Raw genomic sequence first — 20,757 nt, 5'->3', positions numbered from 1 at the left:
ATACTTGATATAAGTAATCAAAGGACCAAATATGAAGTGGTTTATCAGTATATAAAAGAATTTTTGGAAAAGGTAAACGATGGGAAGTATAAGAAGGAAATATTTGAACTTTGGACAGGTCAATTTCATAGGAACGCTTCTCAGAAACAGGTGATAAAAAAGAGTGACTTTATTTGGAAGATGATTATAAGACTTTCTGATATTCATGATACGGAAAGATTCAAAGATTTTTTTGATTATGAAGAGGATGAAATCGGAGAAATTGAAGAACGTTTTAGTGATGAAATTGAAAATCTAGCTGATGGATTTGAGCTTTCAAATTCGGTCGTTACAGCCTATACTGCCTATAGACAAAATCATTCTAAAAGTGAAGTGAGGGAGTTTGAATTCATAGAAGAATACTGGCAATCTTTTCAAGACAGAATTATTGAACTCCCTGACAAAGATTGTCAAAAAATTGTTTGTCAATTAGTTATTTGGGAAATGCTAAGAAATAAAACTTTAATAAAAAAAGCAAAGGAGGCTGCTGGATTATGAAATTTATAGAATTAAAAGCAACTTACGGTGAAGTGGAAAGAATCTTCGAATTTTCGGAAGGCACGACATTGATATATTCTAAGGAAAACTCGGTTGGTAAATCAACCCTGCTCAGAATGCTATTCTATTCTTTAGGTTATAACATTCCAAATACTCAAAAAGTTCGTTTTGAAAAAATAAAAACAGTATTAAAAGTGGTTATTGATGGGAGAAGTTTTCTGGTTAAGCGCTTTGATAAACAGCTGGAGGTAAATTATAAAAAAGAAAAACGTGAGTTTGTTCTACCAGAAGAACAAGATGAGCTGCTAGAATTTCTTTTTGCAAATAGTGATTTGAACGTATTGGAAAATATTTTGGGAGCAATTTATTTTGACCAAGATAAGGGATGGATATTGCTGAACAGAGGAGTTGTTATTGGAAATATTAAGTTCAACATTGAAAGATTAGTGGCGGGTTTAGCTAATATTGACATTACTGAGGAGCAAGAGGAACTAGGTATCTATAAAAAGCAATTAGCAAAATATAGAAGTTTGAGTGAAATAAATGTTTATCAGAAAAAATTTCTGCAAGCAGATACTGTGTCTAATCTTTTAGAGGTAGAGAAAATAAACGATAGAATTGCAGTTCTTTCTAGTCGAAAAAAGATTATTGATGTTAAAATTATTGAATTGAACCACACAGCTCAAGGAAATGAAGCATTAGTTTCTCAGCTAGAATCCCTAAGACTAAAAGTGAAGGTTCCTGATAGTGATGAGACTATACCTGTAAATAAAGAAACGATTGACGGGTATGATGATAATGTCGAGTTTATCAAAATGAGAAAGTGGTCTCTTAAGGAAGAGAGGGCAAAAGCAGAGAACGATATCAAGAGATTGCAGCAAAAAAAACTAGAGTTTCAAGGACAGCTTGATTTATTGGGGGACAAAGAGGGACTAGAAAAGGCTGATTTACAGCTCGAGACTATTAGGATTGATACAGCGGTTGTTTCCGCTAAGATAGAAGAATTAACAAGTAAAATCGAATCATTAAATGAGCAAATTTTAAAAAAACTTAGTTCTCGTTCAGCCATAGTTGATGAAATGAGCTTGCAGATTTTGAGCTACGCAAAAAGATTAAATGTAGCACAATATCTTTCTAGCAGATCTAATTTCCTTTTTCTGCACAGATTAGAAGATTTATCAGGGACAGTACTACATAAGCTTGTCTTGTCATTTAAATTAGCTTATATAAAAGCGCTGGAGAATAAGTTGAATGTCAGTTTGCCTATAGTTCTTGATTCGCCTAGTGGTCGAGAGGTGACAATAGATAATATATCTGAAATGATGGAAATACTTGAGCAAGATTTTCCTGAGAATCAAAAAATTATTGCTTCAATCTATGATGATAGAATAAGAGTTGATTCAAAAATAGAGTTGAATGGCAAGTCAAAACTGTTTATGTAAGTATTTATATTAAACTTAAGCAAAAGACATTATACTTCGTTTCCCAAAGAATCTGCATTGTATTGTATTATATACTGTAAAGTTACTTTTTTGAACGGAGGTTAGCTAACAGGAGAAGCGCACAAGACCTTCCATACTGCGAAGCCAAGACACAGAAGCAGCAATGCTCATTTCAAAAAGAAAAGTTACATTATACTTCCTAACTGAGTTAAGTAAACATTTTTGAGACAGAGGAATAGAAGAATTGGTGGACAAATCAGATAATCGGAAAAGAACAGGTAAAACAAATCGTTGATAAATATAACTAAAGCATCGCTGTTTTATCCGATAAAGCGACGGCGAAAGAATTTAAAACGGTAATGACAGGTAATGATATATGTGGTGAATCAACCCAATCTTATGCGCCGTAAACTTGCTGGGATGGAATACGTAATTTGCTTTCTCTGCCACACGAATTGAAAGGCCATAAAAAGAGCTCTGGATCTGAAAAAGGGCGAGCATTCTTCAGATCATTTGCTCCGCGCAAATGGTTTTTCTGTTATTTAGCATAAAAAACCTGAATTTTCGGACAAAATGAATCTCACCATTCTTTCATAGCACGTCTATAATCACAGCTAGAGTGACGATAGGAAACATTCGTCCCCTTCTGGTTTTGAGCAATGGTAGACAGCATTTTCTCGACTTTTCAACAGACCCATGCTGCATCTGGTTCAGATTTTGGAACGCAAATGCATACAAAACACGAAAATCTGTATTTTTTTGCAATCATTTGATTGCAATTTTAATTTTTCTATGCTAGAATAAGTCATCAGAAAAATCTGGCCGAGCGCCTTTGTGAATGTGATTAGAAGGAGAAATATGTGAACCTAGGCGCCGGCAGCGCAACAAAGCATGGAATCAATCAATTTCTTCAGGAGTTTCGCGATTGTCCAAATATCATTTTACTGAGCAATCGGCGAGATGGAAAAAATAAACGTTTATTGGACAAATTGGCAATCTCGACGAAGGATGCGATAGAAATTACTAAATTTTTGCGTGTATGCGATTATCATAAGGGGCCTAAGCCGGATTTTGACAGGGAGCGCCGAAAACGCGGGGAAACAATTTGGGAATTTAAGAAGTCGATTGAAGGGATTCTGGTCTACATCAAAATTCAAGTTCGGCTTCAGCCAAAAGGCCAAGCAGTCATTATCTCGTTTCATGAGGACGAGTATGAAGATGATGGAGGGGAGACAAAATCATGACGCAGTATTATTTTGACGACGGCGCAAATCCTGTTCCTGCAGAAGAAACCCAAGTGATTAAGCGCAAAGAAACACGGTATATGGGACTGGAAGAGCTTCCGATTACACTGGAAATCTCTGTCCGTGTTGATTCTCAGGAAAATCCAGTTGCTGATACAGACTTGGATGATGCACAAGATTGCAGGTTTATTGAAGCCTACCGTAAAGCGAGCGGCAGAATGACTCCCGACGAGATTCGGGCGCTCCGGAAAAGTTTAGGTCTGTCCCAGCGTGGTTTAGCAAACCTAGTCGGCTGGAGTCCGGCCACAGTTGAGCGTTATGAAAGGGGAAGTGCGCCTTCGGCTGCAAATGATAAGATATTGAAATCTCTGAAAGAGCCAAAGATTGTTAAAAACTATTTCGAGAGTTCGGAGAAAAGTAAATTCTCCAAAAAAGACTTTGCAGCCTTATCTCAGAGTTTTCCGGAAAAACAAGCTCGAGCTGAGTTTCTTACGGCAAAACCGATTGCTGACTGGTTTGTCGCTGAAAGCTTGAAAGAACAACTTGTTGATTCTGAAAATAATGATCCGATGACTCAGATGAAGCTGCACAAGCTGGTCTATTTTTCACAAGTGTATTATTTGGGAAGAAATCAGCGCTTGCTTTTTGAGGAAGACACAGAGGCTTTTCAATATGGACCTGTTTATGAATCCATCCGTGGGGGCTACAATTTTCGCGAGCAGCGTGAAATTCATTTGACAAAGAACGAACGACAAAAGATTCTCACAGGGCAAAGGAAAATCGAGAAAAATTCAGCAGTATTGGAAGTGCTCAATCAAGTTTGGCATAAGCTGTCAATCTACACAGCAGCCGGCTTGATGGACTTGACACATCGTGAAGACTCTTCTTGGGAAAAAAACTATGATGGGACGCGTTTCAAAGTTATTCCGAATTCAGAAATTGCAGCGGACTTTTCCATCTTCACTGATTTGTTTGACTAAAAAATCATAAAACCTCTAAAATAGTGAAATCAACTATTTTGGAGGTTTTATGTCTCAATGATTATTGCATGCTTACTTTCTTTTCTGATAAACATCATTTCGTTTACCAGCTTTAATGACTAAAACGAGAAACTCGCTATCACGAATATCGGCAACTATCCGATATTTACCAACCCGATAACGCCAAAGCGTTTTAAAATCCCCTTCTAGTGATTTTCCAAGAAGACGCGGATTCTCACTTCCCTCAATGTGTTGTTCAAGCCACTTTACAATTCTTTTTTGAACAGAAACATCAAATTTTTGAAATCTCTTAGCAAATTTTTTCTCAAAGCTCCAGCTAAATTTTCTCAAAGCATCTCCAAACGTTTCATGATTTCGCTGCGTGAAACACTCTCTCCATTGCTCTCACGCAAAACCTGTATCGCCTCCTGATAATCCTGTTCGTCCTCAAGCTGCTCCAGAATTGCATTCCTCATGAACGTTGTAGGTGTCAGGCCTTGAAAGTCAGCCAGCTCTTTGATTTGCTCATAGATGGCATCGTCAAACCGTAGTGTTGCAGTTGTCATTTGTTTTCTCCAATCTTTTTCTTTTACTTCATTATATCAAAGAACTCAATTGAGTTCAAGCGAATAGAATTCAAATGAATTCTTATACAAAAGTGAAAAAACAAGTATCAGTTCAAGAGAAGAACAGGTTTATATGAAGAACTTCGTGGAGGGATCAGCAGTGCTTGAGTCTGGTGATGTCTTTAATTTCAAGATTCCAGCAATCTGATTCCCTGGGATTTTTGATTTGAAACCTACGTGAATTTATGCTACACTTAACTCAAGTATAACTTAGTAAATTACAAGTGAGTAAAATATGTTTATAAGCAGAGAAAAAGAATTAGACCATCTCAACGAAGCCTATCAGTCTGACAAGTTTGAGTTCATCGTCATGTATGGCCGTCGTCGTGTCGGAAAAACAACACTGTTGAATGAATTTATGAAGGATAAGTGCGGCTTTTACTATATGGCAGTCAAAGAAAAGGACGGTTCAAATCTGGAGGGACTGAGTGCTGCGATTCTGGGAGAGGATTCGGGGCTTCATTTTGAAAATTATGAAAAGGCTCTGTTGAATGTTTACGAGCAGGGAAAAGAGGAACGACTTGTTCTTGTGATTGACGAATTTCCTTATCTTGCGGCGTCTGCACCGGAAATTTCATCTGTTCTGCAAAGAGTGATTGATCATCATTTTCTCAACTCAAAGGTCATGCTGATCCTTTGCGGCTCGTCAATGTCTTTTATGGAGCATCAGGTTCTGGGCTATGAGAGTCCGCTTTATGGACGGAGAACGTCCCAGATGAAGATTCTGCCGTTTACTTTCTTCCAATGCCGGCAGTTTTTCCCAAAAATGGACAAAAAAGAATTGATGGGGGTTTATGGTATCACGGGAGGCATTCCTCAGTATCTTTCTTTTATAGATGAAAAAAAATCTATAAAAGAAAATATCCAGAACACTTATCTCAAAACAACAGCGCCACTCTACGAGGAGCCGGGCAATCTCTTGCTTCAGGAACTCCGGGATCCCTCAAGCTATAATGCTGCACTTTTTGCCATTGCCCATGGTGCCAGCCGAATGAAAGAAATTTCAGATAAAATTAAAATGAGCACGAGTGCAACAACGGTATTGCTGGAAAACTTGATTGAGCTGGGAATTGTTGAGAAGAAAACTCCGATGTCGCAAAATAGAGCAGGTTCAAGGAAAACGATTTATCAAATTTCAGACTCGATGTTTCGTTTCTGGTATCGTTTTATCGGGAGAAACCAGAGTTTAATAGAGCGTGGACGAGGAGAACTGCTTTATGGCAGGATTGAAAAAGAGTTCAATGATTTTTTAGGTCCGATTTTTGAGAAAGTTTGCATTGACTGGATGTGGGATAATGTCCCTTACTCAAATTACTCGGAGGACTATTTTGAAGATTTGGGAGCCTGGTGGGGAACAGATAAGAATAAGAAAACAGAAGTCGAAATTGATATTTTAGGTTTTTCCCCAGAAACACAAGCGCTATTTATCGGTGAGTGCAAATGGCGGAATCAGCTTTCAGGGAGTGAGATATTGAATACGCTGAGTTATCGGGCACATCTTTTTCTGAACCCTCAGAAGTATTGTTTCCTTTTCTCAAAGAGCGGCTTCACTGAGAAATGTCGTGAGCAGGCAGAACAGATGAACGTAAATCTGATTTGCTTTGATGAGATGGCAATATAGGCTTATGGAAAATCAAATCCTACTCCAAGACAATGAGAAATTAGCTGCGGAAATTCAGAGGCGTTACGTGAAGAACTAAGATTTCAGAAAAGGATAAAGACAGAAAACTTGACGCCAACCTACAAATGTAGCAAAACAAACCTACATAAGTAGTCAGGAGGAAGCTAAAATGACTGTAACATCTGTAAGACTAAACGATGCAGAATATAAAGTAAAGAACAATTCGCCGATTTACACGGGAAATCACTGTCGACGATACCCAAAGAAGCCTTTGAGGCGCAAATTGAGGATGAGCTTGGACTTTGGCGTTATCGTGTGGGCAAATATCGTCTGATTGTTCAAATTCTTGATGGTGAATTGCTTATTCTGAGGATTTCGGTGGGTAAGCGCGGGGATATCCATCAGCGATATGGGCTTGTCAGGAATTTAGTTGCAGCAAAATCGGCTGGAGGAAAGAAATTGAATGACTGGTATGACTTGCTGTGTCGCGATGTTTTACTTTATTTGTTTGGACAAGAGCACAGTGATTTTGCAGGGGCAGTGGTTGAATTGAAAGCTCAAAGTGACTGAGACAATATATAGTGCCGCTTCTGAATGATTTAGCGAATCTCTTACTGCGAATTCATCGTGCAAAATTCTTTCTGATGAGAAGTTATTTCAAAACGGGCAGAGTTTTGCCTGTTTTTTATAGTATAATATATCCATGATAAACCTAAAAATCGGCGAAAAAATCCGCCTGCAGATTATGCGTCTCGGCATCAACGGCGAAGGAATCGGCTATTTCAAGCAGCGCTTGATTTTCGTGCCCTATGCCTTGCCTGAAGAAGAGGTGACAGTCGAAATCACGGAAAATGCGCCGCGCTTCAGCCGGGCGAAGCTGGTTAAGATTGACAAGCGCTCGAAATACCGCGTGCCGCCTGAGGATAAAGACTTTGCGGCACTGTCGAGCTCGCATATCATGCATCTGGCCTATCCGCAGCAGCTGGAGTTCAAGCGTGACCTGCTGCGGCAGGCGCTGGAAAAGTATAAGCCGGCGGGCTGGAAAGATTACGAGCTGCGCGAAACGCTGGGGCAGCCGGACTGGAAGGGCTATCGCAACAAGTTGACCTACCAGCTGCGGCGCCTGAAGTCGGGCACGGTCATCGCGGGCCTGTATGAAGAGAACTCGCATCGGCTGGTCAACCTTGAGCACTGCCTCGTGCAGGACCCGGTCACGCAAAAAGTGGCGAACCGGGCCTGTCAGCTCATGACCAAGTACAGGCTGCCGATTGAGGACGAGCGTCAAACCCGAGGCCTGCGCACCATCATGGTTCGGCGCAGCCAGATGACAGGCGAAATCCAGGTGATTCTGGTGACGTCGGCGCCAATCAAGCTAGATGGTCAGACTTGGCCGGTTTTGGGGGCAAAAGGTCCCAGAGGAAAAAATGCCGGCCAGCAGCAGAAGTTCGTCAAACTCGACCAGATGCTGTCTGACCTCACTAAAGATTTCGATGACATCGTCACTGTTGCTGTAAACTACCACCCGAAGAAATCAAGCGAGATTTACGGAGACATGACGCAAATCGTTTTCGGCGAGAAAGAGAAAATCACAGAAGGCTTGTTGGGCTACAGTTTCGAGCTCTCTCCGCGCGCATTCTTCCAGCTGAATACTAAGCAGGCGGAAGTTCTGTATGCTGAGGTGGTTAAAGCGCTGTCTCCGAAGCGGGATGACCGTGTGATTGACGCCTACTGCGGCGCGGGCACCATTGGCTTTGCCGTCGCTAAAAAAGTCAAATCGGTTCACGGAATGGACACTGTGCCTGAATCTGTCGCAGATGCGCGGGCAAATGCTGCGAGACTGGGCTTTAAGAACTGCCACTACGAAATCGGAAAGGCCGAGAAGGTCATGGCTAATATGTACAAGTCGGGGCAGCGCCCGACCGCTGTCATTGTAGACCCGCCGCGCACAGGGCTTGACGACGAATTGCTGAAGATGCTGGTGCATTACAAGCCGGAGCGCCTGGTCTATGTGTCCTGCAATGTTTCGACGCTGGCCAAGGATTTGAAAGTTCTGGCAGAGGCTTACGAAGTTGAATATATTCAATCCGTGGACATGTTCCCGCAGACGGCTCGCTGTGAGGCGGTTGTGAAATTGACAAAGAAAGGTGAATAGTATGTCTAAATTTGTCGTTACTGATGAATTCTGGGAACTCTTTCCAGATGCGCACTTCGGCGTCGTGCTTGCGAAAAATATCGACAATTCCGGCGAATCGTCTACCGCGATTAAGCATCTGCTTGCAGCTGCGGAAGAAGAGTCTGAGCAGTACACGGATGCGGCTGTTTTCAGCGAAAACCCAGCCATCGCTGTCTGGCGCGCCGCTTACCAGAAATTTAAGACCAAAAAAGGTGCGCGTGCTTCTGTGGAAAACCTGCTCAAGCGCGTCAGCAAAGGTAACTCAGTCCGAAGTATCAATCCGCTGGTCGACATTTACAACAGCATCAGCCTGAAATACGGTCTGCCCGCAGGCGGAGAGGACATTGACAGCTTTGTCGGCAACATGCGTCTGGCGCTTGCGGCAGGAGGTGAAGATTTCATCGGCATCGGCGAAGAATCATCTGAGCCTTGTCTGCCGGGCGAGCTAGCCTATCTTGACGATGCAGGCGCCGTCTGCCGCGGCTGGAACTGGCGTGACGGCCAGCGCACCATGTTGACAGAGCGGACAAAAAATGCCTTTCTGATTGTTGAATCCTGCGCGGCAGAGCAGGAAGAATCCGTCCGCAAAGGCACAGCTGAGCTGTCAGAGCTGATTAACCAGTATTTTGGATTGTCAACTGAGCCAATCATTGTTGACAGAGAGAATCCGGAGGTAACACTATGATTTATTTAAGGAAGGCTGAGATGTCGGATTTACCGGCCATCATGCCGATTATCCAGGAAGCACGTCATTTCCTGTCGGGCTTTGACACAGACCAGTGGCAGGGCGAATACCCCGCCGAGATTGACGTATTAAGATTCATCAGTGACGGTGCTGGCCGCGTGCTGATTGTCGACCGTGAAATCGCAGGCTTTGGCGCTGTTATTCCAGGCGAAGACGCGGCTTATACCAAAATCACTGACGGCAGCTGGACGAACGATGAATTCAACTATGTGGCTGTTCATTGCCTGGCCTTTTCCGACAAATACCGCGGACACGGGCTTGCGCGCTTCATGTTCTCAAACATTTTCACGATGGAAAATGCCCGCGGTTGTCATGATTTTCGTGTGGACACACATCCGGCAAACAAAATCATGCAGCGTGTATTCGAGCGTGAAGGATTCGTTTACCGCGGGAATGTCATTATCGAAGGTTTCCGCTGGGCATACCAGCTTGAGTTGTAACATGGCAGTGACGAAAAAAGAGTTACTGGAATTTTGTGAAACTCTGGGTCCAATCTATGAAAACACGCCATTTGCCAAGATGGAAAAAGACAAAAAGGAGCCAACTGTCGCAATTCGCCATCTCAGGAACAAGAAAATTTTCTGTTACTGGTCGCTAAAGGGCGACGGTGAATATAAAATCGCGCTCAAACTAGACCCGGAGCGGGGAGAAATGCTGCGCGAAGAGTTTGAGGCTGTGACTCCGGCTTACCACATGAATAAAACTCACTGGTCGGACATAAAACTGGACAGTGACTTAACAAATGACCAGATTTTTCAACTCATAGAAGAATCCTACGAATTAACCAAAAAATAATGACTAAAAAAACTTACGAACAACAATTTATCGAAGACTTTGCCGCCTGGCTGGAGCAGCAGATGCATATCAACCAGAAGGCAAAAGCTTACGCAGCCGAAGCAAACGAGCATGACGCGGAAATCCGTTACGAATCGCGGCTTGACGCTTATGAATTCTTGACAGGGAAAATTCAGAACTATCGGGAGCATAAGCCTTTCGAGGCCTTGCCGGATGGTATGATGACGATTGAAAAGTATTAGATTGGAATCTTTAGCAGTTTTTTACGCCCTTAATAATATATACGTAAAAAATCAGAGTTTGTTGCATTTTTATTTAGAAAAATTAATATTTTCGCTGCCTTGATTTTATCCGAGAAATCCAGTAAAATAAAGTAATGGAGAACAACCAGAAAATCGGTTTTGGCGAGGCGCATGCGAAACTTATCCTGATTGGGGAGCATGCGGTCGTTTACGGGCAGCCGGCAATTGCGCTGCCGGTCAATCTGCTGAAGATGCGGGTGACTTTTACGAGAAATAGTTATGGCCAGATTATTCAGGATGCTGAGATGCGTAATCGTCTGGACTTGATGGGAGATGATTTTGAGGGGATTCGGCAGCTGATTCTGCGGCTTTTGGCGAAGTTTGATTCTGAGCGGATGCCGTTTTCTCTGGAGATTGATAGTAATATTCCGCGCGGGCGCGGGCTGGGGGCTTCAGCGGCACTGGCTACGGCGATTACAAAGGCTTTTTTTGATTATTTTGATGCAGATTTGTCTGAGGGCGAATTGATTTATTTTGTCAATTTTTCTGAGGCGATTATTCACGGGCGGGCGTCAGGGATTGATGCGGCGACGGTGAATTCTGACAAGCCGCTCTGGTTTATCAAGAATCAGGTGATTGAGCCGATTGAGATTGAGCTGCCGGGGCTTCTAGTGATTGGTGACTCGGGGATTCATGGTTTGACGAGTCAGGCAATTGCGACGGTGCAGCAGAAGCTCGAGGACGAGAAAGAGGTCACGGAGGAGAATATTGCGCGTCTGGGCGATTATACGGCGCAGGCTAAGAAAATTCTTTCTTCGACCAAGATTTACGGTCTGGGGCCGATTTTGAACAGTTCTCAGGAGATTCTGCAGGAGCTGGGCGTGTCGCATCCGAAGCTGGATATGTTGATTGAAACGGCGCGCAATGCGGGGGCTCTGGGCGCGAAACTGACGGGTTCTGGGCTCGGCGGCGTCATGGTAGCGCTGGCGGCGAATGCAACGGATGCAATCCGGATTTCACAGTCTCTGGCAAAGCACGGCGCGCAGAATACTTGGATTTTTAGTTTATAACAAGTTGTTTTATCTCCCGTTTTGCTTCTGAAAGCTAACCTAGCTTTGCGTTTATTTACTCGGCCGTTAGGACGAGCGCCAAAGCGCAGTTAGGTGAAGAAGCAGGGAGACAAAACACGATTAATAACTTTAGAAAGGACTGAAATGCCGAATATCGTCACAGCCAGAGCCCACACCAACATTGCGCTGATTAAGTACTGGGGCAAGGAAAACGCGGAGCTGAACATCCCCACGACTTCGAGCCTCTCGATGACGCTGGACAAGTTTTTCACGACAACGTCGGTGGAATTTGACCAGGCGCTGGCGCAGGATACATTGATTTTGAACGGAAAAGAGGCGGATGCCGCGCGTGTCCACCGTTTTTTGAATATTTTCCGCTTGGAAATCGCAGATTTCGGCCCGGTTCTGATAACTTCTGAAAACCATGTGCCCACGGCCGCAGGCCTTGCTTCAAGCGCTTCCAGTTTCGCGGCTCTGACGGCTGCGATGAACGGCCTCTTGGAGTTGAATCTCATGCCGGAGCAGCTCTCCCGTTATGCTAGGCGCGGCTCTGGTTCTGCGACGCGCTCGATTTTCGGCAATTTTGCCGTGTGGAATAAGGGAGTAGACAATGACTCTTCCTATGCGGAAAGCTTCTTGGACGCGGATATCGGCCTGTCAATGATTGTTGCCGAGGTTTCGGGCAGCGCCAAGAAGGTTTCGTCGACCGAGGGCATGCAGCTCGCCCAAACTTCCCCTTTGTATGGGACTTGGGTCGAAAACTCGGAGCGGCAGCTTCAGGAAATGAAAACCGCCTTGAGCCGCGCGGATATTGAGCACGTGGGACTGATTGCTCAGGCGAATGCACTGGCCATGCACGAGCTGAATCGGACCTGCGCGCAGCCTTTTGACTACTTTGCCGAGGAAACCCGTGCGCTGATTGACTTCACAGAGAGTTGCCGCAAAGCAGGTCTGCTAGCCTTCGTGACGATTGATGCGGGGCCGAATGTCAAGATTATCACAAATCGTACAGATGAGCAGACTTTGTTGAAAAAGCTGCAGGAGAATTTCCCGGCTTTGAAATTTGAGCTGGCGCAGGCTGGGCCGGGGGTGCGCCTTGTTTAATGATTGGAACCATGTACAGCGTTTTGCGGGCGAGATTCGGCCGGTGAAAGTAAAAGTGCCCGGAAAACTGTTCGTTGCGGGTGAATATGCTGTGACGCGTCCGGGCTGTCAAGCTGTGGTTGCAGCGGTTGACAGCGATTTTGACGTGGCCGTCTGGGATTCAGAAGATACTCTGTGCACTTTGCAGACCAATGTCGGTTTGGAGACATTGGCTTTTAGTCCTTATGATTTGTTTAATCTGAAAAAAGCTGAATTTCAGTCTGACTGGGGATTTGCAATGGCTGCGGTAAAACGAGTGTTTGCGGAAGCCGGCGACAATTTCGAATCTAATGTAGATATCGTGATTCATTCAGCCCTCGGCTTCGGAGAAAATAAAAAGGGCTATGGCTCAAGCGCAGCAGTGGTTTGTGGGATTGTCAAAGCTTTGGATAAATTTTTCGGTCTGCACTGGTCTTTGAAGAAACAATTTAAAATTGCAGCGGCAGCGCATTACGAAGTCCAGGGCTCGGGCTCCAGTGGTGATATTGCGGCAATCATCTACGGCGGAGTGGTTTTTTATCGAAATTCGAATGTCATTTGGCAGTTTGATTCGTCAGACTGGGAGACTTATGTGGTGACCACCGGGGAATCCGTTAAGACGGGACAGAAGCTTGAAGAAGCGGCGCTTTCTGACGATTTTTTTGACAAATCAAACGATATTGTAGCGGAAGTATCAGATGCCTATCATTATGCCGATTTTGACAAGTTTAAGCAGGCATTACAAGAGAATCAGCAGCTGCTTCGGGAAAATATTCCTGAGGGCTATGTCACCGAAAAACTGGATTTTGCCTTGAAGGCTGTGAATTCGCATCCGCGTCTGGCCGGAAAGATTTCGGGCTCGGGCTTCGGCGAGAATATGATTGTGTTTTCGAACGGCGCGAGTCAGTCTGAGATGGATTTGCTGGCGCAGACGCTTGAGCAGCATGGAATGAAACTGGAGGTTCTGAAAATTGCCCCGAGGAACTGAAAAAATTAAACATCAGCATCGCAAAGACGAGCACCTGTCATTGGCTCAGAAGTACTGGCGTGATGGGCGCTCGGGCGGGAACGGACTGGAAGATGTCCGTCTGATTCCGAATAATCTGCCGGAAATTTCCATGGATGAAGTGGACATTTCGGCGGAACTTTTTGGACATCGTTTCGAGAAACCCTTTTACATTGAGGCGATGACGGGCGGCTCGCTGCGCGGCGACAAAATCAATGTGCAGCTGGCAGAAATTGCCAGGAACCAGCATATCGCGATGGCGGTAGGCTCGCAGTCGATTGCGCTGAAGTATCCGGATCTGGCGGCTGGCTTTGCCAAGGTGCGTGAGATTCATAAGGACGGCTTTCTCTTTGCCAATATCGGCGCGCATCATGGGCTGGAAGCTGCTAAGCGTGCAGTTGACATGATTGAGGCCAATGCGCTGGAGATTCATGTCAATGCAATTCAGGAGCTGGCAATGCCTGATAATGAAGGTGACCGCGACTTTTACTGGCTGGACAATATCAATGAAATTGCCTCAAAACTGGATGTTCCAGTTATTGTCAAAGAAGTCGGCTTCGGCATGAGTCAGAGGACATTTGAGCAGCTCGAGCAGACAGCTGTCAGCGCAATCAATGTGGGCGGCCGCGGCGGCACGAATTTTGCCTGGATTGAGAAGCACAGAGCAGCCCCATTTTCTCTGTTTCTGGATGAGCAGGGACTGACGCTGGCTGAAAGCCTGCTGGAGGCGAAATTCGCGCGTACCAGCAAGAGTCTGATTGCCACAGGCGGCATTCAATACGCGGACCAGCTTGTGAAAGCACAAATTCTCGGTGCCGGCTTGGTGTCTTCTGCCGGCAATATTCTGGCGAATTTGACGGAGAACGGGGCAGACTATGTGGAGCTGGTTCTCGAAGGATGGGCTTCGGATTTGACGCGCTTTTATACTTTACTTGGTGCGAGAAATTGGACAGAGCTGGAGAAATCTGAGCTGATTTATTCCGGGCAGCTGCTTGATTTTATTGAACAGAGAAGTAATATTTCGAAATAAATTTTATGGACATTGTCTCGAAATTAGTTTATAATAAATTAAGAATTTATATTTATTAGGAGCTAAGATGGATATCAGCCCAATTGTTGCATATATTCTCATGGGTATATGTTTGTATATTGTTATTTTCTTGATTACTGTTTTGATTGTTCGCTGGGTTTTTAGAGTCAATGATATTGCAAATGCTTTGCAAGAGCTTGCTTATTACAAAAAGATTGAGCTGAATGCGAGTCAGAATCAGGATTATTATGAGGAATGATTTAGGTTTTAGGAAGAAAACAAGTTTAACGCTGGTCATTACTATACTGGTTTGTCTATTTATTGCGCTTGTGTGCGGCGCTTTTCTTTTGTTTTGGTTGAACAATAAATTTGAAGAGCAGAAAGCGAATACGGTTTCTGAGCCGTCATCAAGTGTGAAAATTGCAAAAAGTAGTGTTTCAATTTCCAGGGCTTTATCATCATCAGCAGCAGCAGCAGCAGGTACAAGTGAGCAGAGCAGTTCAAATGCCGATTCTTATGATAGTAACACAAATACTGATTTTGTATCCAAATTTGGGTTGAAACTTATTTCTGCAGGTACTTCAGGTCTTGGTGAATATGATGCTGGAGTTTCTGGACTTGGTGGTGCCGGACCAGGACTGGATTATAGCTGGGTTCCAACTGAGGAAAATATACTTGAATATGGGAAGAGAACCATTGGAAGTCAAATCTACACATATTATTATGTAACTCCAAATAATCCAAATAACAAAGACTTGACTATTGATAGCCATGGTTTTTACAAAATAGGAGATTTTTTGCTTGCCAGGTCGGCCATAATCCCAGCAGGTACTGTTATCCACACTTATGCTGGAACGGTTATGGTTATTGATGGTTCAACAACAAATGATTTTCTGGATTTTGCAGTAGACCAAGCTTCTGTGGAAGAGTAAGCAGAACGCTACAGCTTTTCACACATTTGTATTATAATTAAATTATAAACAATTGGAGGAAAATAACTATGGCACACGTTTTACCAGAACTTCCCTACGCATATGATGCGCTCGAGCCCTTTTTCGACGAGGAGACGATGCACCTGCACCACGACAAGCATCATCAGACTTACGTCAACAATCTGAATGCGGCGCTTGAAAAGCACAACGAGTTCGAGAACTTCGGCACAGAACAGCTCTTGGAGGATTTGAACGTTCTTCCCGAGGATATTCGGACGGCGGTTCGCAACAATGCCGGCGGACATCTCAACCACAGTCTTTTCTGGAAATGGCTGGCGCCAAATGCCGGAGGAATTGCGACAGGAGAGATTGGCGACGCGATAAATGCAGAATTCGGCTCGTTTGAAGACTTCAAGATTCAATTCAAGGCCGCTGCGACTGGACGGTTCGGCTCTGGCTGGGCTTGGCTGGTTGTTGACAGAAACGGCAAGCTCAAGGTGACATCAACTGCAAACCAGGACAATCCTATCATGGAAGGCGAGAAAGCTGTTCTTGGGCTTGATGTCTGGGAGCATGCCTACTATCTGAAGTATCATAATGTGCGTCCTGACTATATTGAGGCTTTCTTCAACCTGATTAACTGGGACTTTGTGAATGAACTCTATGCAAAAGCAACAGAAAAATAAGGCGTAAAAAGCTGAAGTAAAAGGACATTGGCTCCTCCGATGTCCTTTTTCGTAAAAAAGTGAGTCAAAGTATTGACATCTTTAAAATTCGTGTTATAATAAGAGTTAAGAAGTCTAGCATAAAGACCATAGTTGATTCCAACAACTATGGTCTTTTTTTCACTCTAGAGAGCGTTATGAGGTCACCTTGGCCCTGATTACTTCTTCCTGTGTTTGACCCAATAAGCAAGAAGAGTGCTGACGACTACCGGAATTACTGCGAGTGCCAGCTGTTCTAAAAAGTCTAGCATGTTGACCTCCTTTCTAGACCTTAGGAAGCCAATAATTATTATATCAAAATTATGTGGATTTCATTAGTTTACCATGAGAAAATCTGTACTCAGACGATTCTAAGAATGGTTAATGGGGAATAAAGCGAGTTTTTCTGTTATAATCATTCTATGAACTTTCAAGACTTTAAATTCAAAAACTTTATCAACCAGACACTGGCGGCAATTAAATTTGAGGCGCCCACACCGACGCAGGAAAAGCTGATTCCGCCGATTTTGGCTGGGCGCGATTTGATTGGTGAAGCGGTGACGGGCTCGGGCAAGACGCATGCTTTTCTGCTGCCGATTATGCAGCGGCTGGATACTTCTAAAGCGGAGGTGCAGGCCGTGATTGTGGCGCCGTCGCGTGAGCTGGCAACGCAGATTTTCAAGGCCGCACAGGAATTCGCCAAGTTCGACACGGAGATGACGCTGTCAAATTTGGTGGGCGGCACGGATAAGGCGCGTCAGCTCGAAAAGCTCCAGCATGCGCAGCCGCAAATCGTCATCGGCACGCCGGGACGTGTGCTGGACATGATTAGCTCGCAGGCTCTGGACGTGCATACGGCCGAGACTTTTGTGGTGGACGAGGCGGACATGACGCTGGACATGGGCTTTCTCAAAGATGTCGACAAAATCGCGTCTAGTTTCGGGAAAAAGGTCCAGATGCTGGTGTTCTCCGCGACGATTCCGCAAAAATTGCAGCCTTTTTTGAAGAAGTATTTGCATCATCCCGTCCAAGAACAGATTCGCAGCCAGCTGCTGGTGCCCGAAAATATTGAAAATTGGCTGATTTCGGCGAATCATCGCAAGTCCGAGGTAACGTTGAATTTGCTTAAGACGCTGAATCCGTATCTGGCGCTGGTTTTTGTCAATACTAAGGCGCAGGCAGATAAGCTGCATGCTTTTCTGACGGCAGAAGGGCTGAAAGTCGCCAAGATTCACGGCGATATTGAGGCGCGCGAGCGTAAGCGCACGATGGAGCGCATCAACAAGCTGGAGTATCAGTATGTGGTGGCGACGGATTTGGCGGCCCGCGGGATTGACATTGAGGGCGTCAGTCATGTGATTAATGTGGAAATTCCGTCGGATTTGACTTTCTTTATTCACCGTATCGGCCGGACAGGGCGTGCCGGTTTGTCTGGAACGACGATTACGCTTTATGAGCCGTCAGACCAGGCTGCGCTTCAAGAACTCGAGAAAATGGGCCTGAAATTCCTGCCGAAAGCTGTGAAAAACGGCGAAATCGTTGACAGTTATGACCGTGACCGCCGCGAGAAGAGGAAGCCGGCCAAACAGGAGATTTCCAGTACCGCCCGCGGCATGCTGGCCAAGGGGAAGAAACATGTCAAGCCAGGTTACAAGCGCGCCGTCAAATGGGTCATGGCCGAGGAAAATAAGAAAAAACGCCGCACCGAGCAGAATAAGAAAGCGCGCAGCAAGCGCAATGCCCGCCGCGACAGCAACAAGTAAGAACGATTTATAGTATCCATTTTTAGTTCAAAGGAAAAATATGGCTTTTTTAGGAAAAACAAATTTTCAGGAATTGTCTGAAACAGAAAAAGCAATTTACGGCTATTTGCGCGATAATTTTGAAATAATTCCTTCGATTCATCTGAGAGAAATCGCTTTGAATGCTCATGCCGGGACTTCAAGTGTTATGCGCCTCATCCGGAAGCTGGGCTATCAGTCTTATTATGATTTCCAGAAGTTTGTCGAGCAGCAGATTAAAAAGACGGCCATGAACAGTGAGACTTATAAGCTCTTGTCGATTGACAACTATCCGCCCGAGCTTATGGAGAAATGCACAGAATTAGTTGAGGAAATCGCAGTTTCAAAAAAGGTTTTGTTTTTCGGGCTAGGCGCAAGCGGCTATATGTGCGAATATGCGGCGCGGCGTTTGTCAACGATTGGTGTCAATGCGTCGGCGCTGACTGATGCCACTTATCCCATTGAGTCCCAGTTGCCGGCGGGGCAGAAAAATCTTCTGGTCACATTGTCCATTTCGGGTGAAACCAGGGAAATTTCTGAGGTCCTGCAGTCAATTAAAGATAAGCGTCATGCAAAAATTGTGTCCATCACGCCGAACTGCAGCAGTACGATTGCGAATCTGAGCAGTCTGTCGATTAATTATAATGTTCAGGAAAAAAGGATTCATTTGTACGGGGACTTGACGAGTCAGCTGCCGGCGCTTTTTATTATTGAAACTTTGTCGGAGAAGCTGGAGAAAAAGTTCAAATTGGTACAATAATTGAAATTTTGGTACAGGTGTCCATAAATTGTGCGGTAAATCTGATTAAATTGTTTATTTAATCAGTTATCTTATAATAATCTTAAACAGAAAAATGGTAAGCGGTACCATTTTTTCTTTTTCCGTGCCATTTTACGCTGAAACTATTGACGCTGTGCCCTTGTCAGCAGTATAATGTAACCGTATTCAAAATACGAATAAATGTTTGATAGCTGAGCACAGCAGGTGAACGTTATGACTTAGCGTTTGTGCGAACGCTATTTAAGGAGGAAAAAACATGAAACTCTGGAGTAAAATTGCTCTCGGCAGCGCAACGGTATTAGCAGCAGCAAGTCTTGTGGCTTGCAGTTCCGGCGGTTCTGGAAAATCGTCTGGCACAGCTTCTGGCGGTCACGTCTTGACTTTTGGTAAACCTGACGGTCCGCAGACGAACAACTCAAATCCGTTCATGGGCACATCAGCAGCGTCAGTTCAAGGTTACCGCTATGCCATTTATGAAACGCTGGTGCAGTACAATGATGTGGATCCGACCCAGAAGCCTCAAGGCTGGCTGGCAACTGACTGGAAATGGAACACAGATTATACACAGGTTGTCTTCACTATTCGTGACGGTGTGAAATGGTCTGACGGCAAAGATTTGACTGCTGATGATGTGGCCTTTACTTTCAATCTGATGAAGAAGACACCGGCTTTGAACACGCAGTCTCTGCCATTTGGCGACATCACGGCTTCCGGCAATAAAGTCACTATCAACTTTACTTCGAATCAGTATGTTCACCAGTCAGCAGTTTATGGACAATTTATCGTTCCTGAACATATCTGGAAAGATCAGGACGCTGAAAAATGGACAAACCAGAAACCGGTCGGCACAGGCCCTTACACACTCAAGACCTGGTCAACGCAAGGCGTTACGCTTGAGGCCAACGAAGATTACTGGGGCGGAAAACTCAGCATTCCAACCATTCGCTACATCGAATATAACGACAATACTTCACTGTTGAGCGCAATGACCTCTGGTAAAGTTGACGATGGCTTTGTTTATATTGCCAACTACAAAACTGCCTGGCTAGATAAACACGAGGCCAACAAGGCCTGGTACCCATCAACTCTGGGCAATACAACACTTTTTGTCAATAATGAAAAAGGTGCCTTCAAAGATTTGAATTTCCGTAAAGCTGTTTCAGCAGTCATTGACCGTCAGCAATTGTCTGACCAAGGCACAACGGGTGCTTCCACGCCAATTAAGAGCGTAACGGGACTGCCAGAATCAGGCAAATCCTTTATCTCAGCAGATTATACTGACAAAGTCTTTAAGACCAGTCTTGATGATGCCAAGAAGATACTGACAGACGCAGGCTACACTGGCGTCGGCAGTGACGGTGCACTGAAAGACCCGGATGGACAAGCTGTTTCAGTTATGCTGACAGACCCTGCCGGCTGGTCAGACTATGATGCAGAACTTCAGCTAATCGGCTCAGAAATCCAGAGTCTGGGCGCCAAAGTGGAAGTGCAGAACCCGACTTATGACACCTGGAACGACCAGATTGCCAAGGGCAACTTTGATGCCGCGCTTCACTGGACAGACTCAGGCTTCACGCCTTACAACATTTATCTGGACACAATGGATGAGTCCTTCTACAAGCCAATCGGGGAAGCTGCCACCTATAACTTCGGACGCTTCAAGAGCGACGAAGCCAGTGCAGCTCTGAAAGATTACGCCAATGCAACAACGGATGACCAGCGTACAAAGGCGCTTGCGACTATCGAAAAAGTTTATGTTGAACAAGTGCCTGCCATTCCTGTTCTTGAAGTCCCTGTCTGGGGCAACTACACAGAGCGTTATTACACCGGCTGGCCAACTAAAGAGAATCCGTATACAAGTATCAATATGACAACTCCGTCTGAAACTTTAGTTTTGACTAAGCTGAAAGCTGTCAAGTGAGCAAC

The 20,757-nt window shown here is 44.7% G+C and carries 23 protein-coding genes; 21 read left to right on the top strand and 2 right to left on the bottom strand.

What is annotated here, in order from left to right:
* The 4 genes from ACYQ2E_RS01445 to ACYQ2E_RS01430 form a co-directional block, all read left to right on the top strand.
* Positions 1 to 537: hypothetical protein (locus ACYQ2E_RS01445; RefSeq protein ID WP_460016267.1), on the top strand; the 537-nt coding region annotated here is incomplete at its 5' end.
* Positions 534 to 1,979 (top strand): hypothetical protein, encoded by a 1,446-nt coding sequence (locus ACYQ2E_RS01440; protein ID WP_460016266.1) that lies wholly within the window; start codon positions 534 to 536, stop codon positions 1,977 to 1,979. The genes ACYQ2E_RS01445 and ACYQ2E_RS01440, both read left to right, overlap by 4 nt.
* A gap of 860 nt (positions 1,980 to 2,839) precedes the next feature.
* Positions 2,840 to 3,223: a hypothetical protein gene (locus ACYQ2E_RS01435; RefSeq protein ID WP_460016265.1), complete on the top strand. Its 384-nt coding sequence runs from the start codon at positions 2,840 to 2,842 to the stop codon at positions 3,221 to 3,223.
* A complete protein-coding gene (locus tag ACYQ2E_RS01430) occupies positions 3,220 to 4,203 on the top strand; it encodes a type II TA system antitoxin MqsA family protein (protein WP_460016264.1) in 984 nt (327 codons plus the stop codon). Before ACYQ2E_RS01435 ends, ACYQ2E_RS01430 begins: the two co-directional genes overlap by 4 nt.
* 72 nt (positions 4,204 to 4,275) lie before the next feature.
* Here the strand turns inward: ACYQ2E_RS01430 and ACYQ2E_RS01425 are convergent, their stop codons facing one another.
* Positions 4,276 to 4,554: a type II toxin-antitoxin system RelE family toxin gene (locus tag ACYQ2E_RS01425; protein ID WP_460016263.1), complete on the bottom strand. Its 279-nt coding sequence runs from the start codon at positions 4,552 to 4,554 to the stop codon at positions 4,276 to 4,278.
* A complete protein-coding gene (gene relB, locus ACYQ2E_RS01420; RefSeq protein WP_460016262.1) occupies positions 4,551 to 4,769 on the bottom strand; it encodes a type II toxin-antitoxin system RelB family antitoxin in 219 nt (72 codons plus the stop codon). Before relB ends, ACYQ2E_RS01425 begins: the two co-directional genes overlap by 4 nt.
* Before the next feature lie 295 nt (positions 4,770 to 5,064).
* On the opposite strand from relB, the gene ACYQ2E_RS01415 reads away from it, so the two are divergent.
* The 17 genes from ACYQ2E_RS01415 (at position 5,065) to ACYQ2E_RS01335 (ending at position 20,752) form a co-directional block, all read left to right on the top strand.
* Positions 5,065 to 6,450, top strand: a complete 1,386-nt coding sequence (locus ACYQ2E_RS01415; protein WP_460016261.1) for an ATP-binding protein — start codon at positions 5,065 to 5,067, stop codon at positions 6,448 to 6,450.
* 315 nt (positions 6,451 to 6,765) lie between these two features.
* Positions 6,766 to 7,020 carry a type II toxin-antitoxin system RelE family toxin gene (locus tag ACYQ2E_RS01410; protein WP_460016260.1) on the top strand — a complete coding sequence of 85 codons (255 nt, stop codon included), beginning with the start codon at positions 6,766 to 6,768 and terminating at the stop codon, positions 7,018 to 7,020.
* A 133-nt stretch (positions 7,021 to 7,153) separates the two neighbouring features.
* The gene (gene rlmD, locus ACYQ2E_RS01405) at positions 7,154 to 8,602 is read left to right on the top strand and encodes a 23S rRNA (uracil(1939)-C(5))-methyltransferase RlmD (RefSeq protein ID WP_460016259.1); all 1,449 of its coding nucleotides are present in this window, start codon (positions 7,154 to 7,156) and stop codon (positions 8,600 to 8,602) included.
* A 1-nt stretch (position 8,603) separates the two neighbouring features.
* Positions 8,604 to 9,308 (top strand): B3/B4 domain-containing protein, encoded by a 705-nt coding sequence (locus ACYQ2E_RS01400; protein WP_460016258.1) that lies wholly within the window; start codon positions 8,604 to 8,606, stop codon positions 9,306 to 9,308.
* Positions 9,305 to 9,808: an N-acetyltransferase family protein gene (locus ACYQ2E_RS01395; protein ID WP_460016257.1), complete on the top strand. Its 504-nt coding sequence runs from the start codon at positions 9,305 to 9,307 to the stop codon at positions 9,806 to 9,808. Before ACYQ2E_RS01400 ends, ACYQ2E_RS01395 begins: the two co-directional genes overlap by 4 nt.
* 1 nt (position 9,809) lies before the next feature.
* Positions 9,810 to 10,163 (top strand): MmcQ/YjbR family DNA-binding protein, encoded by a 354-nt coding sequence (locus tag ACYQ2E_RS01390; RefSeq protein WP_460016256.1) that lies wholly within the window; start codon positions 9,810 to 9,812, stop codon positions 10,161 to 10,163.
* Positions 10,163 to 10,405, top strand: a complete 243-nt coding sequence (locus ACYQ2E_RS01385; RefSeq protein WP_460016255.1) for a DUF1912 family protein — start codon at positions 10,163 to 10,165, stop codon at positions 10,403 to 10,405. The genes ACYQ2E_RS01390 and ACYQ2E_RS01385 overlap by 1 nt, the downstream gene beginning before the upstream one ends.
* A 134-nt stretch (positions 10,406 to 10,539) precedes the next feature.
* Positions 10,540 to 11,475, top strand: coding sequence for a mevalonate kinase (gene mvk / locus ACYQ2E_RS01380; protein WP_460016254.1), 936 nt, complete (start codon positions 10,540 to 10,542; stop codon positions 11,473 to 11,475).
* A 144-nt stretch (positions 11,476 to 11,619) separates the two neighbouring features.
* The gene (mvaD, locus tag ACYQ2E_RS01375) at positions 11,620 to 12,579 is read left to right on the top strand and encodes a diphosphomevalonate decarboxylase (RefSeq protein ID WP_460016253.1); all 960 of its coding nucleotides are present in this window, start codon (positions 11,620 to 11,622) and stop codon (positions 12,577 to 12,579) included.
* Positions 12,572 to 13,585, top strand: a complete 1,014-nt coding sequence (locus ACYQ2E_RS01370) for a mevalonate kinase family protein (RefSeq protein ID WP_460016252.1) — start codon at positions 12,572 to 12,574, stop codon at positions 13,583 to 13,585. The genes mvaD and ACYQ2E_RS01370 overlap by 8 nt, the downstream gene beginning before the upstream one ends.
* A complete protein-coding gene (fni, locus tag ACYQ2E_RS01365; protein ID WP_460016251.1) occupies positions 13,569 to 14,633 on the top strand; it encodes a type 2 isopentenyl-diphosphate Delta-isomerase in 1,065 nt (354 codons plus the stop codon). The genes ACYQ2E_RS01370 and fni overlap by 17 nt, the downstream gene beginning before the upstream one ends.
* Before the next feature lie 67 nt (positions 14,634 to 14,700).
* Complete coding sequence (locus ACYQ2E_RS01360; RefSeq protein ID WP_460016250.1) at positions 14,701 to 14,892, top strand: hypothetical protein; 192 nt, start codon at positions 14,701 to 14,703, stop codon at positions 14,890 to 14,892.
* Positions 14,882 to 15,565, top strand: coding sequence for a hypothetical protein (locus ACYQ2E_RS01355; RefSeq protein WP_460016249.1), 684 nt, complete (start codon positions 14,882 to 14,884; stop codon positions 15,563 to 15,565). Before ACYQ2E_RS01360 ends, ACYQ2E_RS01355 begins: the two co-directional genes overlap by 11 nt.
* Positions 15,566 to 15,633: 68 nt before the next feature.
* Positions 15,634 to 16,251 (top strand): superoxide dismutase, encoded by a 618-nt coding sequence (locus ACYQ2E_RS01350; protein WP_460016248.1) that lies wholly within the window; start codon positions 15,634 to 15,636, stop codon positions 16,249 to 16,251.
* Positions 16,252 to 16,691: 440 nt separating this feature from the next.
* Positions 16,692 to 18,032, top strand: a complete 1,341-nt coding sequence (locus ACYQ2E_RS01345) for a DEAD/DEAH box helicase (protein WP_460016247.1) — start codon at positions 16,692 to 16,694, stop codon at positions 18,030 to 18,032.
* A gap of 40 nt (positions 18,033 to 18,072) precedes the next feature.
* Positions 18,073 to 18,810: a MurR/RpiR family transcriptional regulator gene (locus ACYQ2E_RS01340; RefSeq protein ID WP_460016246.1), complete on the top strand. Its 738-nt coding sequence runs from the start codon at positions 18,073 to 18,075 to the stop codon at positions 18,808 to 18,810.
* A 277-nt stretch (positions 18,811 to 19,087) separates the two neighbouring features.
* Positions 19,088 to 20,752, top strand: coding sequence for an ABC transporter substrate-binding protein (locus tag ACYQ2E_RS01335; protein WP_460016245.1), 1,665 nt, complete (start codon positions 19,088 to 19,090; stop codon positions 20,750 to 20,752).
* Positions 20,753 to 20,757 lie beyond the last annotated feature (5 nt).

The organism is Lactovum odontotermitis (assembly GCF_054658595.1).
The sequence above is the reverse complement of the archived record's forward strand: the minus strand, read 5'-3'. Positions and strand labels throughout refer to the sequence as shown.

Excerpts from the sequence above, each read along its gene's own strand:
- ACYQ2E_RS01395 (WP_460016257.1), top strand. The coding sequence starts at position 9,305 with ATGATTTATTTAAGGAAGGCTGAGATGTCGGATTTACCGGCCATCATG.
- relB (WP_460016262.1), bottom strand. The coding sequence starts at position 4,769 with ATGACAACTGCAACACTACGGTTTGACGATGCCATCTATGAGCAAATC.
- ACYQ2E_RS01350 (WP_460016248.1), top strand. The coding sequence starts at position 15,634 with ATGGCACACGTTTTACCAGAACTTCCCTACGCATATGATGCGCTCGAG.
- ACYQ2E_RS01360 (WP_460016250.1), top strand. The coding sequence starts at position 14,701 with ATGGATATCAGCCCAATTGTTGCATATATTCTCATGGGTATATGTTTG.
- ACYQ2E_RS01345 (WP_460016247.1), top strand. The coding sequence starts at position 16,692 with ATGAACTTTCAAGACTTTAAATTCAAAAACTTTATCAACCAGACACTG.
- ACYQ2E_RS01415 (WP_460016261.1), top strand. The coding sequence starts at position 5,065 with ATGTTTATAAGCAGAGAAAAAGAATTAGACCATCTCAACGAAGCCTAT.
- ACYQ2E_RS01335 (WP_460016245.1), top strand. The coding sequence starts at position 19,088 with ATGAAACTCTGGAGTAAAATTGCTCTCGGCAGCGCAACGGTATTAGCA.
- ACYQ2E_RS01390 (WP_460016256.1), top strand. The coding sequence starts at position 9,810 with ATGGCAGTGACGAAAAAAGAGTTACTGGAATTTTGTGAAACTCTGGGT.
- mvaD (WP_460016253.1), top strand. The coding sequence starts at position 11,620 with ATGCCGAATATCGTCACAGCCAGAGCCCACACCAACATTGCGCTGATT.
- ACYQ2E_RS01385 (WP_460016255.1), top strand. The coding sequence starts at position 10,163 with ATGACTAAAAAAACTTACGAACAACAATTTATCGAAGACTTTGCCGCC.
- ACYQ2E_RS01355 (WP_460016249.1), top strand. The coding sequence starts at position 14,882 with ATGAGGAATGATTTAGGTTTTAGGAAGAAAACAAGTTTAACGCTGGTC.
- mvk (WP_460016254.1), top strand. The coding sequence starts at position 10,540 with ATGGAGAACAACCAGAAAATCGGTTTTGGCGAGGCGCATGCGAAACTT.
- ACYQ2E_RS01400 (WP_460016258.1), top strand. The coding sequence starts at position 8,604 with ATGTCTAAATTTGTCGTTACTGATGAATTCTGGGAACTCTTTCCAGAT.
- ACYQ2E_RS01440 (WP_460016266.1), top strand. The coding sequence starts at position 534 with ATGAAATTTATAGAATTAAAAGCAACTTACGGTGAAGTGGAAAGAATC.
- ACYQ2E_RS01340 (WP_460016246.1), top strand. The coding sequence starts at position 18,073 with ATGGCTTTTTTAGGAAAAACAAATTTTCAGGAATTGTCTGAAACAGAA.
- ACYQ2E_RS01430 (WP_460016264.1), top strand. The coding sequence starts at position 3,220 with ATGACGCAGTATTATTTTGACGACGGCGCAAATCCTGTTCCTGCAGAA.
- rlmD (WP_460016259.1), top strand. The coding sequence starts at position 7,154 with ATGATAAACCTAAAAATCGGCGAAAAAATCCGCCTGCAGATTATGCGT.